The sequence below is a fragment of the Martelella sp. AD-3 genome (genome assembly GCF_001578105.1).
GTDB lineage: Bacteria > Pseudomonadota > Alphaproteobacteria > Rhizobiales > Rhizobiaceae > Martelella.
Genome location: NZ_CP014275.1, coordinates 1,970,363 through 1,987,216 on the forward strand (window position 1 = coordinate 1,970,363; position 16,854 = coordinate 1,987,216).

Sequence of the window (16,854 nt, forward strand, 5' to 3'; positions counted from 1 at the left end):
TTCAGAAAGAATCTGCTGCAGAAATGACACTATCGTACGCAAACATCACTTCCTGGAGAAAGACATCGTCGTTGAAGCACTGATCGGAATAGGCCTTGGCAGCCGTGCCCATGCGGACAACTTCATCAGGGTTGCTGGCCAATTGGAGGATACGTTCGGCGAGCTCGTCGGGGTTTTCCGGGTCGAAGACCAGCCCCCGCACGCCGTGCTCGACCAGTTCCGTTATGCCGCCCCGTCGGGAGCCTATGACCGGTCTTCCAAACGCGAAGGACTGATTGATAACATAGGGAAAGTTCTCGTGCCAGAGCGATGGCACGATGACAAAGGATGCCCGCGAGATGATCTCGTCAAGCTCGCTTTTCCACTTCGGCCCGAGGAATTCGAGATTTGTAAGCCCCATTTCTTCGGCCTGTTTCTGAAGCTTCGCCAAGTCCGGTCCGTCACCGATGATCTTGATGGGAAAATCGCCGATAACGCCAGCAGCGTCAACGATGAGGTTAACGCCCTTTTCGTCGATAATCCGGCCAAAATAAACGCCAAAGGGTTCATAGGGCCCCGAGGCGTCGAACTTGCGGGAATCGAACGGATTTCGAACCTTTGACCAGGAGACTTTCTTTTCCGGCCAGAATTCCAGGGTTTTGTGAGCCATGAAATCGCTGGAAAAGGTGAAATGGTCGATCCGGTCGTAGATACCCAGCCAATTGTGCACATAGGCCTCAAGCGAACTCGCGACGGAGAGGCTGCGACTTCCCTTGCAGCAATTCTTCAGGGCGGCCTGGTAGAATGTTTTTCCCTTGCATGCGAAGCAGATTTCACCGTTTGCAAAGAGCTTGTAGTTCGGACAGATGTGCTTGTAGTCGTTAAAGGTGGCAATTACAGGAACTCCTGCCTCCTTGGCCGCGACGATGATTGAGGGGCTGAGATGGACGTTTATCGCGAAAACGTGGACGACATCCGGTTGGAACTCGCGGAGGATCTCGGCAAAACGACGCTTCTTTTTCTGATCATAGATCGATGCCGGTAAGTTGGCGAGCTTGGACAGAAATCCACCCTCACTATAGGCAGGCGCCTCGAACAGTATCACGTTGTCCGCGTGGTCAGTGCCGGCGCCTCCGGTCGCAACCATCAATGTCTCGTGTCCGTTTTCGCGGAGAACCCGTTCAGTTTCGTGAAAGAAAACCTCAGCCCCGCCGGTAATCTCATAAAGCTTGTGTGCTAGCAATACTCTCATGACTTCGTCCGATGTTTCCTATGGATAACCAAGCGGCTTTTCTGGTTTGGGCAGACCAACGGCTACGGCCCGCGTTTCAACTCCTCGACCATATGCTCGACGCCTTCGTGGAGGCTCGTCTTCGGTTCCCATCCGATTTCGCTGCGTGCCTTGGAAATATCGAGAATGATTTTCGGCGGGTCGAAGCTTCGGGCCGGGAGGTGTTCGCGGCGGAGGGCCTGGCCCGTGATCGTCTCGATCGTGTCGATCAGCTCGTTCAGCGAGGTCCCTTCGCCATCGCCACAATTATAGATGCCTTCGGCTCCGGTTTCGACAATTCTGAGGAGAAGATCGCAAAGATCCAAGACGTGAACGAAATCGCGAACCGCAGATCCGTCCCCCCAAATCTTGGCGGTTCCGCCGGTCAGTGCAAGATTGAGGAAAGTGGTGACGGCACCGAGTTGCCCGATTTTGCCCTGTCCCGGCCCATAGGGGTTGGCCGGCCGAACGACGGCCGTGCTAAAACCGTGAGCATGGCTGTACATCGCCAGGTATTTCTCTACAGCCAATTTGACGATCCCATAGGAACTTATCGGATTTGTCGGATGATCTTCATGTATTGGGGTCTGGCGGGGCGAGCCGTAGACAGCACCGCCTGATGACAGATAGATTATCCGCTTGTTGCCCGCCTCCCGCATTGCCTCGAGCAGAGCCACCGTTCCAATCAGATTGGACTCGATGTCGGCGATCGGGTCGGCATTGGAGGAGGACGGGATGGTGGAAGAGGCAAAATGGCATATCGCGTCGGCATTCTCGAGCGTCGCCTTGCTTTTTGCAAGGGCCCACAGACCGCCGCTCAGATAGGTGACACGGTCATCATCAGAATGCTGCGCAAGAGCCGATCGGCCGACCACGGTTACGGCGTGCCCGCCGGCCAGCACTGCTTCTACAAAATGACGACCGACGAAGCCGCTTCCACCGATGATGACTATGTTCATTTTCTTCTCCCTGCAAATATGCAGGTATCATGTTCGGGTACCCCGAGACACATACCTAGAAGCGCGCCGATCTATCGTTTGATGTTTACCGGCAGTAAAAGTTAGGCGTCAAAAAACGGATTCGAGCGCCGCGAGATAAGACCGATGGATCGTTTCGAACGTAAAGCTCTCCGAATGGGCTATCCGTGCTCTCGCCTGTGCTTCGGTCACCAACTGGTCGCTCGCGATTATATCTGCGATAATTTTCTTCAATTGCTGTTTCGTACTGAAATAAAACTGTCCGTCGCGCGTTACCCAACGATTGAACCGGTTGTCGTGGGCGATGATAGCATTGCCTGCGCCGAGAGCTTCAACGAGAGAGGGATTCGTACCGCCGACCTGGTGTCCGTGGAGATACGCCCTGCAGTGATAACGCAGAGCGGAAACCGTCTCGGTGTCATAAATGGCGCCCGGGAAAACCACGTCGGGTGAGGCGGCCTGCCTCACGCGCCGGTGATATTCATTGTCATCGCGGAAGTTCCCGAGTACGACCAGCTTTGTCTCGCGCGGTTCTTCTGAGAACGTCTCGACGATCTCCAGAATAGAGTTCTCCGGCTCAATCCTGGCGATCGAGATCATATAGCGACCGGGTTCCAGCCCATAGGGTTCCAGCTGTGTGGCTGGCGCGTCGGTAATTGCGGCAGAGCCATAGGGTATGACGCGCACGCCTTTCGTGCCATGGCGCTCGAGATGTTTGGCAATCTCGGGGTGATCCGCCACCGGAAGCGTGCAGACATGGCTGCCGACAAGCTCGTTGACATAGAACCAGGCTTTGGCGGCCGGCCCCCATTTGTCACGCTTCCACTCGATGCCATCCATATTCATGATTACCTTGCGCCCTTTGAGACGCTGGAGGATGGCGAATACCGCTGTGTTGTAGCCGAGCACGAGATCGATCCCAGGCTGACGAAGCACGTGCCGGGTTGCCTTGAGATCGAACTTGATAGTCGAGGCGGGCCCGGAGCCGGAACTTGTCAGGTTGATAAGGTGAATGCCCTGCCACTCATCGATCGTGCCATCCGGCGGCGCCGTCTCATCGTTTGAATCATGCTGGCAATAGACAAAGACCTCCCAGCCTTGATCCTTCAGCCAGAGGGAAAAATGGTGGGCAAAGGTCTCGAAGCCACCGTGGGCGGCTGGTAAGCCTCTAATACCAAGAATGTTCAGACGCTTTTCCGTCACGCTCATTATTCCGTGTCAGCAATCTGGAGGAGGTACTTTCCATAGGCGCTCTTGCCCAGCTTTGCCCCCAGGGCAGCAAGCTGGTTCCGATCGATGAAGCCTTTGCGATAGGCGACTTCCTCGGGGCAGGCCACCTTGAAACCCTGCCGCTTTTCCAGAACCTTGATGAACTCGCTGGCTTCGGTCATGCTGTCGGGCGTGCCCGTATCGAGCCAGGCAAAACCGCGCCCCATCAGTTCGACATTCAGCTTGCCCTTTTCCAGATAGGCCGTGTTGACGTCGGTGATTTCCAGCTCGCCGCGCGGACTGGGCTTCAGATCGGCTGCGATATCGATGACATCGTTGTCGTAAAAATAAAGGCCCGTTACCGCCCAATTCGACTTCGGCTTGGTCGGCTTTTCCTCGAGCGAAACGGCTTTTGAGGATTTGTCGAATTCGACGATGCCGTACCGTTCGGGGTCGCTGACATGGTAGGCGAAGACGGATGCGCCGACCTCTCGGGATGCGGCGCTTTCCAGCAGGTCAGGCAGCCCGTGACCGTAGAAGATATTGTCGCCGAGAATGAGGCTCACGTTGTCGTTGCCGACAAAATCCGCGCCGAGGATGAAAGCTTGGGCGAGCCCGTCGGGGCTGGGCTGCACGCAATACTCGAAATTGAGCCCCCACTGCGAACCGTCACCGAGGAGCTTTTGGAACAGGGCGCTGTCGTGCGGCGTGGTGATGATCAGGATATCCCGGATGCCGGCCAGCATCTGCACCGCGATCGGGTAATAGATCATTGGCTTGTCATAGATCGGCATCATCTGTTTGGATGTTGCGATCGTCATCGGATGAAGCCGGGTACCACTGCCACCGGCAAGAATAATGCCCTTCATGATAATCTCCTAAATTGTCTGATCTAGCAGGCGGCCGACGACCGCCCGGGCGGAAACCCGCCAGTCGGGAAGTGAGATCCCGTAAACATGTTTTAGCTTGTCGCCAGTTAGGCGCGAATTCGCCGGCCGCGTCGCGCGGGTCGGATACTCCGTGGTCGAAATGCGGTTCACTCTCACGGCCTTTCCCGTGCGCAGGTTGTATTCGTCGAAAATCAACTCAGCGAAATCGGCCCAGACCGCCTCTCCGCTTCCGGTCAGGTTGAAAATGCCGCGAAGACGCGGGTCATCATCGGCGTTGAGCCGCGCCGCGATTATCAGAACGGCCTGGGCAATATCGAGCGCGGAGGTCGGGCAGCCTTTCTGATCGGCAACCACGCTGAGCGCGGAGCGTGTCTCTGCAAGGCGCAGCATGGTAGCAACGAAATTCGTGCCGAACGGCGAATAGACCCAGGCGGTGCGCAGGATCACACTGTTGGGCGCATTTTGCCTCACCAGTTCCTCGCCGCGAAGCTTGCTCGCCCCGTAAACGGAGAGGGGGTTGGTGGCGTCATCCTCCTGGTAAGGCGCGTCCTTCGATCCGTCGAAAACATAGTCGGTCGAGATATGCAGCACAGGAATGTTCAACATATCGGCGACCCGCGCGACTTCCCCCGCGCCTTCGCCGTTCAGTGCGAAAGCGCGATCCGGCTCGCCCTCGGCATCGTCGACCGCTGTATAGGCCGCGGCCGAGACAATTACATCCGGTCGAGCCGCAATAAACGCCGGCTCGATGCTTTCTTGCTGTCCGAGGTCGAATTCCGGACGGCCCACCAGAACGACCTCGCAGTCAGGTCCGGCAGCCTCCCGCATTGATCGGGCAATCTGGCCGTTTTTTCCAGAAACAGCGATCCTCATGTCTCACCCCTTGTTGAGAATGCCGAGGCGGCTTCCGGCGTAGACGCCATCGCGCAGCGGTCTCCACCACCATTCGTTTTCCAGGTACCAGACGACCGTTTTGTCAATACCGGTGTCGAAGTTCTCCTGCGCTTTCCAGCCGAGCTCGGTTTCTAACTTGGTGGCGTCTATGGCGTAGCGGGCGTCGTGACCGGGACGGTCGGTCACGTAGGTGATCAGCTGATCGTGGGGCGCGCCCTTGGGATGGTACCGGTCGAGAATTTCGCATATGCGGGTGACAACGTCGATATTGCGGCGCTCGTTGCGTCCGCCGACATTGTATTTCTCGCCGACCCGCCCTTGCGATGCGATGAGGTGGAGGGCGCGCGCATGATCCTCGACGAAGAGCCAGTCGCGGATATTCTCCCCCTTGCCGTAGATCGGCAGCGGCTTGCTCTCGAGCGCGTTGAGTATCACCAACGGAATGAGCTTTTCCGGGAAATGATAGGGTCCATAATTATTGGAGCAGTTTGAAACGACGACCGGCAGCCCGAAGGTCCTTTGCCAGGCGAGCGCGAGGTGGTCGCTTGACGCTTTGGAGGCGGAATAGGGTGAGGAGGGATCGTAGGGCGTTGTCTCCTCGAACAGCCCGTCATCGCCCAGGGTGCCGTAGACTTCGTCAGTCGAGACATGGAGAAACCGGAAATTGTCCTTCGCCTCGCCCTCGAGCTTGTCCCAGTATTGCCGTGCCGCCTGGAGCAGGGAAAAGGTGCCCACGACGTTCGTCTGAATAAAGGCGTCAGCCCCAGTAATCGAACGGTCGACATGGCTTTCGGCGGCAAGATGCATGATCCGGTCGGGCTGAAACCCCTCGATCGCCTCCGCCATCGCCGCCTGGTCGCAGATATCCCCCTTCAGAAACTGGTAGTTCGGGGCATTCTCGATCACTTTCAGCGATTGCAGATTGCCCGCATAGGTGAGCTTGTCGATATTGAGTACCTCGGCTCCGACGTCCTTGACCAGATGACGGACAAGCGCGGACCCGATAAAACCGGCTCCCCCGGTCACAAAAACACGCATCTAAAATATCCCTCTAGGCTGAATATAGAAAATAGTCCGGCAATTCCCGCAATGTCGGATGCTTCCTGTCCTTTTCAGACAAGACCAGGCTGTCAGCGGAAAAAGGCCAGTCGATACCGAGATCCGGATCATCATAGGCCAGGCCGCGATCATCGGCTGGACTGTAATAGTCGGTAACCTTGTAAGCGACGATCGTCTCGGGCAACAATGTGCAGAAGGCATGGCCGAAGCCGACTGGTATCCAGAGCTGGCACCCATTTTCTGCCGTGAGCTTCGCTGAAACCCATTTGCCATAGGTCGGCGAACCGCGCCTCAGATCCACAGCGACATCCAGAAGCGCGCCAGAAAGACAACGCACAAGCTTGCCCTGCGGGCAGCCGGGAGCCTGAAAATGAATTCCCCTCAGCGTGCCCCGCGTGACGGACAAAGACTGGTTCTCTTGCACGAAACCCACATCGGCAACATTGTTGCGAAACCAGTTCTCCCGGAAAGTCTCGGAGAAATAGCCACGATCATCGGAAAACCGCTTCGGCGTGAGCAGGACGACGTCGGGAATTGCGAGCGATACAAATTCCATTAAAATAATCCAGCAAAGCAAATAAAAGAAAATCAAACAATGTAGGATCAACCTAGCCGTTCTTTTCATCAAATTCAACGACGCGTGATACACTATCTTCGTAACCAAGCTCGCGCAGCGTAGTGCAGAACGGGGCGATCAGCTCTGGGTGAAGAGCAAGCGGTTTCGGCTGTACGGCCTTTTCGAGCGAAACCTTCGCGTAGTCGACCACAGACCGATCAGTATCGAGTCCACAAAAGCCGAATATCCTGCCCAGCAGTGTCTCAGGGTCAGCGCACAGATCCTCGTATTTTATGGAAATAATGCTGTCTGGGTGGGCCCTGACCTGTTTCTGAACCTCCCGCATGGAAAGGATCCACTCGACCGCAGACCGGTCCTCGTGACGCGGGTCGTCGAACAACATCTGCTGCAACGGTGCCAGATCCGAATTTTCAGGGATCAGTTCGTCAACCAGACAACGCCATTTGCGTCCGTCGCGCCCCCACCAGTCATCAATACGGCCCCCTTCGGTCTCAGTTCCCTTACGCTTGGACCAGAGGGTCACCGAATTGCATGTGTCCACGCCGTCGCGCACAATGGCGACCATTTTGGCGCCGGGAAATAGAGCTTGAACAAAATCAGTCCGATAGATCAGTTCGGGGTACTTGTCGGCAACTTGGATTGCGCCGGCGAAAAAGGCTGCCCACCCGTAGACATTGCTAATCTTCCGCGCCAGGGTTTCGAGATCAGAAGGGATATCGAGCCGAACTTTCCCGGCACGATCGGCGTAGCTTCCAATTATGTCCTCTTCGCCATGAGCGAAATGCCACAACGCCTTCGGCTCGTTCAAGAACTGAACATCCTTGTGCAGGGCGAACAGCTTTCCAAGTAGCGTGGTGCCCGAGCGGCCTGTCCCAACGATGAAGACCGGGGCATCGACCTTGCGGGGTGTCGGCACATGTTGAGCCAGCCTGTACATTGAAAACACGAGAGGATTGATCCATTGCCCTTTCGTGGTGATCGGACGGCCTTCGAAAAGGAAATAGGCGCATAGCCGGCCAAAAAGTGAGCCTGGTCTTTTCCGCACCATGTTGGAGTCGATCTGTGCTATCATCGAAATGCCCCCTGAAAAAAATGCAGTATAGGAAGTTAGGTCATTCTACCGGTGTTTGAACGATCTGAGGTTCGGCAGGATTACGATCCTCATCTTTCTCCAGAGCTGGATTGTAAGGCAGATGTTCGATACCGCAATCGAAAGCGCGGACGCTGTGGCAGCTCCTGCAATTCCGAGTGACGGGATAAGTGCGAACGAGAGGCCGACGGTGACGCATCCGCCGATGATGGCGCAATTTCTTACCACACCCTCGTGGCCCTTGATAATGAGCAAGTAGCCGACACTACCTGTGACAAGATTGACAGCCTGACCCACTGCAAGGATTGCCAGTGCCGTACCACCGCGCGCAAACTCGGGACCAAAAACTGACATGATGGCTCCGCCGCCGAGAATAAAAGTGAGCATGACCGGAACCGCCAGAAACGCTGTCATTGTGGTTGCATTCTGCCCCACTCTTTGGAGTGATTCCATGTCGTCGCGCTCTATGAATTCAGCAAATTTGGGAATGATTGCGGAATCCATGGCGACAAGAAAGAACAAGATGAGCATTGAAACACGGGTTGCCGCACCAAATACGCCGACGTCCGAAGGAGTTCCTAGCATGCCGAGAATCTGCAGAGGCGCCCAAGGAATGATCGCCTGCTGCACGAAAGTAAGCGCCCAGATCGGCATCGCTGTCTTGAAGAGTTGCCTGAAGTCGGGACGCAACGGCGTGACGCCGGAGAATTCCGGAGTTCTGTTCCAGGTAACGATACCAAAGGCCGCGACAAGCGCAGTCGAAACAACGTAGGTAATATTCGCTCCTGAAACACCAAACTGCCTGGTCATCGGCCAGATCAGAATCAAAGCCGCGAAGGGATAAAGCACGGACGAGACAAGCATGGCCGGCTTCAATCGCTTGGCGGCCTTGAGGTTCTCCGATATCAGTGTCAGCAGTGAGAAACTGACGGTAGCGAGGCTCATGATAGCAAGCGGCACGGCGAGCTCGGGCTCTCCGAAAACGTGAACAGCGATCAGGGGGGCAGCAACAGCAACCGCTATTGCAAGAACTGAGCTGCTGGTCGCGACCAGCCACATGCTCCAGCGCTGGTAGCCTACGATCTCAGACCATCGTTGGTTGACCATGGCGCGGGAGATGTGGCGAAGCGAGGAGACATCAACGCCCATGCGCGCGACCACCGACAATATGATGACGGTGGACAACGACATAAAATACAGACCAGCCCCGTGCGCGCCCAACAGCCGTGCGATTACGACGTTTAAAAGGAAAGCGAGGCCTGCACCTGCACCACGCAGAAGAAAGGCCGACGCCGCTCCAATAGCTACTTCGCGAAAGTGCCTCATGCCCACACTTTTTGCCTTTATCATCATGAATCCACTTAAATGGCTGGCGTACGAAACACTAGGCGCGTTTGCCTACTTTCAAATCCAGAAATGCTGAAATTGTTGAAATGAGGAAGATAAACCCTACCGAAGAGATTGCGGCTCCACCGGCCATGAAAGGTAAAGAAATCAGAACAGTCTTTAGAAATCCCAAAGTATTTCGACAGACACTTCGGACAAGAAAGGCGTAAAGCAGTAAACCCGACACCCCCATCTGCATCCAGATTGTCAAAAGGCCTACATCCGCACTAACGGACCCAAAACGAGACGTCGAATTAAAGTCCCTTGAGATAAAATCGTCCATGCCGAGTACAGACCGCTCGATATCTCGCCCGCTCCCAAGCGCCGAGTAGGAGCCGTACCTTTCCAGGCCATAGCCGAATAGCCAATTCTTAGTCAGTACGGTAGGAGCGTATTCTACCACCAAATAAAGCCGCATGTTGCCATAAGGGTTAGGCTTCAGAAACCGCTCAGACAAGAAAGAAGATGCTCTGCGTTCGAGAAATTCTGCCGAACTCGGCGCAACAGTACGCCAAACAAAAGGTGCGATGGAAATCAAAATCAAACCCGCCAAAGCAAAGAATAGACCTCTGCTAGGTCGCATGATTATTTTTAACAAAATTACGATCGCAATTATCTGCTTTTTTAGCGACGTAAAAAGTATTACTATAGAAAAAATATGAAGAATTGAGCGCCTGTATTTTATTCTATTGAGTTCTTCGATGAGAAAAACAAAGAGAAAAGTCATGAACTGCGGTAAGTACCATAAATCGTAGCCGGTATATATGAGAGAGGCAAAAAGTGAAAGCCACAGAGAATACCTAATTATGTCAAGTTCTTGGCGATTTGCTTTCCTGAGAAAGCGCGAGAGAGTCGATGCAAATAGGACTAGAATTAGAGCCTTTATAAAGCCACGTGCTATTAGGTCGGGATAGTTTCCTATATATAGATTTCCAATTACTATAATGCATAGCAAAATGATTGAAAGAAGCGTGTATTTATTCACAGATATTCTAGAATTTTGAAAAAAAGCGGCCACTTGAATTAAAGATACAATTTGGGCTATTTCATTGATGTTTATCACCCAAAGAAAAATAGAAAATCCAATGAGAAATGCCTGAAAATTTCCCGACGTAGCTCGGAGGGATTTGCTGGTCATGTCGAAGCCAATTTCAAGTTCACTTTTCCAATTCTCTGCCTAGGTTTTACATTCAGCCATAACAGAGCGTATAATACAAAAAGAAAGAGCTCGCACATGAAGCATGCATCATTTCAGAACTAGACGCGGCGAATTTGCGTGGCGCTAAATTTACGCGATGATTGTGTCAATTATCTTCTCAATCTTTTTCATCTGCAGTTCCATCCCAAACTGTTCAACGGCGTCGTTGTGGGCTCGCTCCGAGAGGGCGGAGGCCAGAGATGGATTTAACATGAGTTCGGAAATAGCCCTTGCAATTGCCTCGGAATCTTCTGCCGGAACCGTAAGTCCATTTACGTTGTCGCTGATCGCGTCCAGGTTCCCGTTGACCGCTGATGCGACAATCGGTTTCTTGAGGTACATGGCGTCGATGAGGGTTCTTGGCAGGCCTTCGAAGCGTGAAGGCTGCACATATACATCGATGGCCGAAAACAGGTTATTGTATTCTTTCCCCTTGACTAGCCCGGGGAATATAACCTCTCTCTGCGCTTTGGCAGCGAGTTCCTTGAACTCCTTCTCTTTTTCTCCACCGCCGACCAGCATCAGGCGCAGGTTTGGGTGCGTATGTTCGAGTTGGAGATAGGCATCAATTAGAAATTCCTGGCCCTTTTGGTGATGGAAACGTCCCATGCATCCGATCAGCAAATCGTTATCGGCAAGACCGAGCGTTTGGCGCGTCTCCTCGACGGGACGCGAGGGCGCCCGGTTTGACAGGTCGACCCAATTGTTGACAACGTGTATACTCTCGTCCCTCTGCCCGTGGTTCAGCAGGTACTGCCTGATATCATTGCTGCCCGCAATAAGAGCATCGAGTGAACGCAGTGTCATTCTATCGATCGCGGGAAAGCGCATCGTTTTTGACACTGTCTGGAGGGAGATGGTCCCCGCGCCATTGAAGCGGCTCAAAATACTTGAAAGGACGTTGGGTAGGAAAGCCGTTGTAATTATCGCGTCTGCAGGTTTTCCAATATTACGTGTCAAAGCAGTTGCAAAACACTTGGCGATCTGAAACTTACTGTTGCCAAAGGGGTAAACCTCGCATGGTATATTGCCATAGACACCTGCGTGCTTGACGGCAGCGTCGCCGCCGAATGCAATGATCTTGACTGTATGCGTTTTGGAGAGCCATTCAGCTAGCTCGAGGAACTCAAGCTCGGCTCCGCCAACACTACGGGCATACATAATCATCAGAATCTTCATTTGGACACTTTCTAAGCGACATATCAGGTTTCGGCCAGGGTCCACTCAGTGTGTCATGGCCCGCCGCACCGACATCCTTTGGCTGATCCAGGACGGTAAGTTTCTTACTCTCCTTAGGTTGAAAAACAGCGCTCCGAAGAGCTTAACGGGTACCAGTAAATACATGAGTACAAGGCTGAAACGATCAGCCTTGATGCCGCTTACTTCATAACCAAATTCCTCCATCAACTCCCGACATTGCCGCTCGCAAATTTCAATCTCCGGCTTACCAAGGCCTCCTTGTTTCCATGCGGCCAGGCGTGATTTGTCGATGCCACGGGTTCCCTGGTCTGCTCTTGAAGAGGAACCGAGTTGAGGCACATCCAGAAAGGCTTGCTCAAAGGGGACGCCACAGTGGTCGGCGATGGCCTTAAGGCTTGATTCCGGATCGCTCACTAGGTCTTCATAACGAACGGATAAAACTCGGCTGTTGTCCCTAAATCCCAGAGCAGAACCTACCGCCATGGTCCAAATACGTGAAATCGTGTATGGATGATAGTTCATCCAGGAACGCCAAGCCTCGAAACGGGGGATGGCTCCGCCAAGTCTGCGTCGCTTCCACTTGTTCTTCTGTGAGAGAACGACGTCCCGCGGATCACGAATTATATTGACGACCGCGGCATGCGGGTAGCGTTCAAGAATCTCTCGGATGTAGAATACGTTTCTGGGAGTTTGCTCGCATGCAATCCTCTTGCCCTTAGTCTGCGCCGTATCCAGCATCATTGACCGGAGAATTTCCGAGTAGGTCATGTTCGTCGTGCGATCAACCAGCTCGGCCGCTTCATCCATATACTTTTCGGGTGTTCTTTTTGCAAAGTACCCTCGACGAGCGACTGACAAAAGACTGGCCATCAGGGCCACTGCTTTTTCTCGCTCCAACGGCAAAGTCGAAGAAAAATCAGCCCCCGTTACCATTTGTTCAATGTAGTGTAGTTCATCGAAGGAATGAATTTCGCTGCTGAGACCGAGGATACGGGCGAGCATCGTTGTTCCGCTGCGGCTGTTGCCGACGATGAAGATGAGGTCAGTTCCAGTTCGCATTTGCATGTACCTAGATTGCCTTGCTGATGCGGGACGTAGTCTTCAGGATCAAAACAGCTCCAGCCATGGCCGTCTTCAGATAGCGGCGACGACAGCTTGGCTCAGCTCCCCCACACGACGAAAAACGGATTGGCAAAATCGCTGTCTTCGGCCTGTCTGGTCTTGCCGTAGGGCAGGGGCTTGTCGTTGAGGCCCACGGTTCTGCCGCCGGCTGCCCTCAGCACGGCATCTCCGGCGGCCGTGTCCCATTCCATGGTCCGGCCGAAGCGTGGATAAACATCGGCGAGACCTTCCGCGACGATGCAGAACTTCAACGATGAACCGACTGAGGTGAAGTCCGCCACGCCGATTTTCTTCATGAAGGCCTCGGTCTCCGGGCTGTTATGGGAACGACTGGCGACGGCAATCAAATTCTGGCCCGCCGCCCGGCAGGATACAGCAACGGCGCCGGCCACGCGGCCGTCTTTGAGGGAAAGCTTTTCGGCGCCATCGCCCGTCGTGCGGTAGGCCACCCCCTTTGCCGGCGCATAGACGATACCGGAAACCGGAACACCATTCTCGATCAGCGCGATATTGACGGTGAAGTCCTCGCGCTTGTTGATGAATTCCTTGGTGCCGTCGAGAGGATCGACCAGAAAGAAGGCTTTGCCTTCGATGTCGGGAACCCGACCTGCAGCGACCGATTCCTCGGCGACCACGGGAATATCCGGAAAGGCACTGACGAGGTGGCCGAGGATAATCTCCTCGGCCTTTTCATCGGCAATCGTCACTGGAGAGGCATCGTGCTTGTAGGAAACATCAATGCCGTTCTCGTAGATACTCATGATCGCTTTGCCGGCCTCGATTGCGGCATCCAGAAAGACGTCACTCATGTCTGTCATCGCGTTTAGTCCTTCTGCTCAAGCTTCGACAGGTACTCCTCAATACGGCCCGCCAGCTCGAACGGCTCGTGGCCGACGGTGTGGAGATGTACTTCCGGATTCTCCGGCGTCTCATACGGCGAGGTAATACCCGTGAAGTTATCGATCTCGCCGGCCTGCGCTTTCTTGTACAGGCCCTTGGGATCGCGCTCGGCGCACACTTCCAGAGGCGTGTCAACGAAGATTTCGACAAACTCGTCGTCATCCATCATCTCGCGCGCCAGCCGTCGCTCGGAGCGGAAGGGCGAAATGAAGGAGACCAGCACGATCAGGCCGGCGTCGGCCATCAGCCGCGCGACCTCGGCGACGCGGCGGATATTTTCCACGCGGTCTTCGGCGGTAAAGCCCAGGTCACGGTTGAGACCGTGGCGGATGTTGTCGCCGTCAAGCATGTAGGTGTGCTTGCCCTTGGCGTGCAGGATCTTCTCCAGCGCATTGGCGACCGTCGACTTACCGGAGCCGGAAAGGCCGGTGAACCAGAGGACGGCGGGTTTCTGCGCCTTGAGCTCGGCATGCGCCTTCTTGTTGACCTCGACGGCCTGCCAGTGGACGTTCTGCGCGCGGCGCAACGGGAAGTCGATCATGCCGGCCCCAACGGTCTTGTTGGAGAGACGGTCGATGATGACGAAATTGCCCGTCGTGCGGTTGTCCTTGTAGGCATCGAAGACGATCGGCGCCTGGGTCGAGATGTTGCAGACGCCCACCTCGTTCATGTGCAGGGCCTTGGCCGCTTCATGCGCGAACGTGTTCACGTTGACGTGGTATTTCAGCGCCGTCACCGTTGCGGGCGTCGAGTCCGCCTCGGTGCGCAGGATGTAGGAACGGCCGGGAATCATCGCGTCGGCATCGAACCAGATCATCTTGGCCTGGAACTGGTCGGCCACATTCGGACGCTCTTCGGGCGCAACCAGGATGTTCCCGCGCGAAACCTCGATCTCGTCATCGAGCACCAGCGTGACGGCCTGCCCCGCTTCCGCGCGCTCGAGATCCCCATCCATGGTCGATATCTGCCGGACCCTTGAGGCCTGACCCGATTTGGCCACGGTGACCGTATCGCCGACCGCGACCTGGCCCGAGGCGATTTCACCGGAGAAACCGCGGAAGTTCAGGTTGGGACGGGTGACGAGCTGGACCGGCATGCGGAACGGCTTCTCGATCAGGTCGGATTCGACTGGAACGGTTTCGAGATGGTCCAGCAATACCGGCCCCTGATACCAGGGCATGTTCTGCGACGGCATGGTGACGTTGTCGCCGTAGCGGGCGGACATCGGGATTGGGACAATCGTCTCGAAGCCGAGATCCTTGGCAAATTCCAGATAGTCGGCGACGATCTTGTCATACACGTCCTGCGAATAGTCCATCAGGTCGATCTTGTTGATCGCTACCACGATGTGGCGGATGCCAAGCAGAGAAGCGATGTAGGAGTGACGGCGCGTCTGGCGCAGAATGCCCTGGCGGCTGTCGACCAGCACGATCGCAAGATCCGCCGTCGAGGCGCCGGTGGCCATGTTGCGGGTATATTCTTCGTGGCCGGGCGTGTCCGCGACGATGAACTTGCGCCGGGCGGTGGCGAAGAAGCGATAGGCCACATCGATCGTGATGCCCTGTTCGCGCTCGGATTCAAGCCCGTCGACCAGAAGCGCGAAGTCGATGTCCGCGCCCGTGGTGCCATGCTTGGCGCTGTCGCTCTCGAGCGAGGCGAGCTGGTCTTCGAAGATCAGCTTGGTGTCGTAAAGCAGGCGTCCGATCAGCGTCGACTTGCCGTCGTCAACGGACCCGCACGTCAGGAAGCGCAGCAGCGACTTCTTTTCCTGCTCGGCGAGGTATTCGATCATGTCGCCGGAAAAATCGGTCAGCTCGTTCATCAGAAATACCCCTCGCGCTTTTTCTTCTCCATCGACCCGGCTTCATCCTTGTCGATCATGCGTCCCTGGCGCTCAGATGTGCGCGCCGTCAGCATCTCGCGGACGATCCCCTGAAGGTCATCGGCCTCGGATTCGACCGCGCCGGTCAGCGGATAGCATCCGAGCGTGCGGAAGCGCACCATCTTCTCCTCGACCTTCTCGTCTGGTCCGATGGGCATGCGCTCGTCATCGACCATGATCAGCGCGCCGTCCCTTTCGATGACTGGCCGTTTCGCCGCGAAGTAGAGCGGCACGATCGGGATATTCTCCTTCATGATGTACTGCCAGATGTCGAGCTCGGTCCAGTTTGACAGCGGGAACACGCGGATCGATTCGCCCTTGCCGACGCGGGTATTGTAGGTCTTCCACATTTCCGGACGCTGGCTCTTCGGGTCCCAGGCATGCTGGGCATTGCGGAAGGAGAAGATGCGTTCCTTGGCGCGGGATTTCTCCTCGTCGCGCCGGGCTCCGCCGAAAGCCGCATCAAAGCCATATTTGTCGAGCGCCTGGCGCAGACCGACCGTCTTCCAGATATGGGTATGGGTATTCGAACCATGATCGAACGGATTGATCTTGCCTTCCACGCCCTCCGGATTGACATGCACGAGGAGATCGATCCCGAGATCCTTGGCCATCTTCGCGCGAAAATCATACATCGCCCGGAACTTCCAGGTCGTGTCGACATGAAGGAAAGGAAACGGCGGCTTGGCCGGGTAGAAGGCCTTCATCGCCAGATGCATCATCACCGACGAGTCCTTGCCGATCGAATAAAGCATGACCGGACGAGAGAATGTCGCAGCGACTTCACGAAAAATATGGATGGATTCTGCTTCCAACCGTTGCAGATGCGTAAGGGACATTTCTATTCCTGAAATTGAATCTCAAAACCGAATTAGGGATAGACCTTTAGAGGTGTGCAAAAACTCTCAAGTCAACAATTTTGACTGCAGCTAACAAATGAATTCAGGACAAAGCCGTCCCACTAAAAACTATTCTCAAAAAAAGCGACATGAGGCGGAGAACAAGCCGTGACGCGCTGAAACACCCACAGATAGCTGATTGGCTTCAAGGGAATTTGCCATTCGTAGCGAATATTTTCACAGATACTGGCTAAACGCAAGTCGTCAAATTTTCGATTAAGGGGCAATGTAACGGGAGTCAGGCCGTGACGTCTCTGAAAGCGATTTTGAGCTGGCCGGCATCAATGGGCGCCATAGCTTTCGGATAAGGATTTTGCTAATC

The 16,854-nt window shown here is 55.0% G+C and carries 15 protein-coding genes; all 15 read right to left on the minus strand.

Annotation, left to right across the window (positions count from 1 at the left end; translation table 11 throughout):
* Position 1: 1 nt before the first annotated feature.
* A complete protein-coding gene (locus tag AZF01_RS09165) occupies positions 2 to 1,231 on the minus strand; it encodes a glycosyltransferase (RefSeq protein WP_051424135.1) in 1,230 nt (409 codons plus the stop codon).
* Between the two features lie 62 nt (positions 1,232 to 1,293).
* Positions 1,294 to 2,208 carry an NAD-dependent epimerase/dehydratase family protein gene (locus AZF01_RS09170; RefSeq protein WP_024709420.1) on the minus strand — a complete coding sequence of 305 codons (915 nt, stop codon included), beginning with the start codon at positions 2,206 to 2,208 and terminating at the stop codon, positions 1,294 to 1,296.
* A gap of 108 nt (positions 2,209 to 2,316) precedes the next feature.
* Entirely contained in the window at positions 2,317 to 3,435 is a 1,119-nt protein-coding gene (locus tag AZF01_RS09175) for a DUF1972 domain-containing protein (RefSeq protein ID WP_024709421.1), read from the minus strand.
* Complete coding sequence (gene rfbA / locus AZF01_RS09180) at positions 3,435 to 4,304, minus strand: glucose-1-phosphate thymidylyltransferase RfbA (RefSeq protein ID WP_024709422.1); 870 nt, start codon at positions 4,302 to 4,304, stop codon at positions 3,435 to 3,437. The genes AZF01_RS09175 and rfbA overlap by 1 nt, the downstream gene beginning before the upstream one ends.
* Before the next feature lie 9 nt (positions 4,305 to 4,313).
* Positions 4,314 to 5,198, minus strand: a complete 885-nt coding sequence (rfbD, locus tag AZF01_RS09185) for a dTDP-4-dehydrorhamnose reductase (protein WP_024709423.1) — start codon at positions 5,196 to 5,198, stop codon at positions 4,314 to 4,316.
* Positions 5,199 to 5,201: 3 nt separating this feature from the next.
* Positions 5,202 to 6,257 (minus strand): dTDP-glucose 4,6-dehydratase, encoded by a 1,056-nt coding sequence (gene rfbB / locus AZF01_RS09190; protein ID WP_024709424.1) that lies wholly within the window; start codon positions 6,255 to 6,257, stop codon positions 5,202 to 5,204.
* Positions 6,258 to 6,270: 13 nt separating this feature from the next.
* Positions 6,271 to 6,843, minus strand: a complete 573-nt coding sequence (gene rfbC, locus AZF01_RS09195; protein WP_371260696.1) for a dTDP-4-dehydrorhamnose 3,5-epimerase — start codon at positions 6,841 to 6,843, stop codon at positions 6,271 to 6,273.
* A 43-nt stretch (positions 6,844 to 6,886) separates the two neighbouring features.
* On the minus strand, positions 6,887 to 7,927 hold the full coding sequence (locus tag AZF01_RS09200) for a sulfotransferase (RefSeq protein WP_024709426.1): 1,041 nt from the start codon (positions 7,925 to 7,927) through the stop codon (positions 6,887 to 6,889).
* Positions 7,928 to 7,972: 45 nt separating this feature from the next.
* Positions 7,973 to 9,298, minus strand: a complete 1,326-nt coding sequence (locus tag AZF01_RS09205; RefSeq protein WP_024709427.1) for an oligosaccharide flippase family protein — start codon at positions 9,296 to 9,298, stop codon at positions 7,973 to 7,975.
* 31 nt (positions 9,299 to 9,329) lie between these two features.
* A complete protein-coding gene (locus AZF01_RS09210) occupies positions 9,330 to 10,469 on the minus strand; it encodes a hypothetical protein (RefSeq protein ID WP_024709428.1) in 1,140 nt (379 codons plus the stop codon).
* 150 nt (positions 10,470 to 10,619) lie between these two features.
* The gene (locus AZF01_RS09215) at positions 10,620 to 11,708 is read right to left on the minus strand and encodes a glycosyltransferase family 4 protein (RefSeq protein ID WP_024709429.1); all 1,089 of its coding nucleotides are present in this window, start codon (positions 11,706 to 11,708) and stop codon (positions 10,620 to 10,622) included.
* Positions 11,709 to 11,753: 45 nt separating this feature from the next.
* The gene (locus AZF01_RS09220) at positions 11,754 to 12,794 is read right to left on the minus strand and encodes a sulfotransferase (protein WP_024709430.1); all 1,041 of its coding nucleotides are present in this window, start codon (positions 12,792 to 12,794) and stop codon (positions 11,754 to 11,756) included.
* 95 nt (positions 12,795 to 12,889) lie between these two features.
* Positions 12,890 to 13,669, minus strand: coding sequence for a 3'(2'),5'-bisphosphate nucleotidase CysQ (cysQ, locus tag AZF01_RS09225; RefSeq protein WP_024709431.1), 780 nt, complete (start codon positions 13,667 to 13,669; stop codon positions 12,890 to 12,892).
* Between the two features lie 5 nt (positions 13,670 to 13,674).
* Positions 13,675 to 15,573, minus strand: a complete 1,899-nt coding sequence (gene cysN / locus AZF01_RS09230; protein WP_024709432.1) for a sulfate adenylyltransferase subunit CysN — start codon at positions 15,571 to 15,573, stop codon at positions 13,675 to 13,677.
* Positions 15,573 to 16,478: a sulfate adenylyltransferase subunit CysD gene (gene cysD, locus AZF01_RS09235; RefSeq protein ID WP_024709433.1), complete on the minus strand. Its 906-nt coding sequence runs from the start codon at positions 16,476 to 16,478 to the stop codon at positions 15,573 to 15,575. The genes cysN and cysD overlap by 1 nt, the downstream gene beginning before the upstream one ends.
* Positions 16,479 to 16,854: the final 376 nt, after the last annotated feature.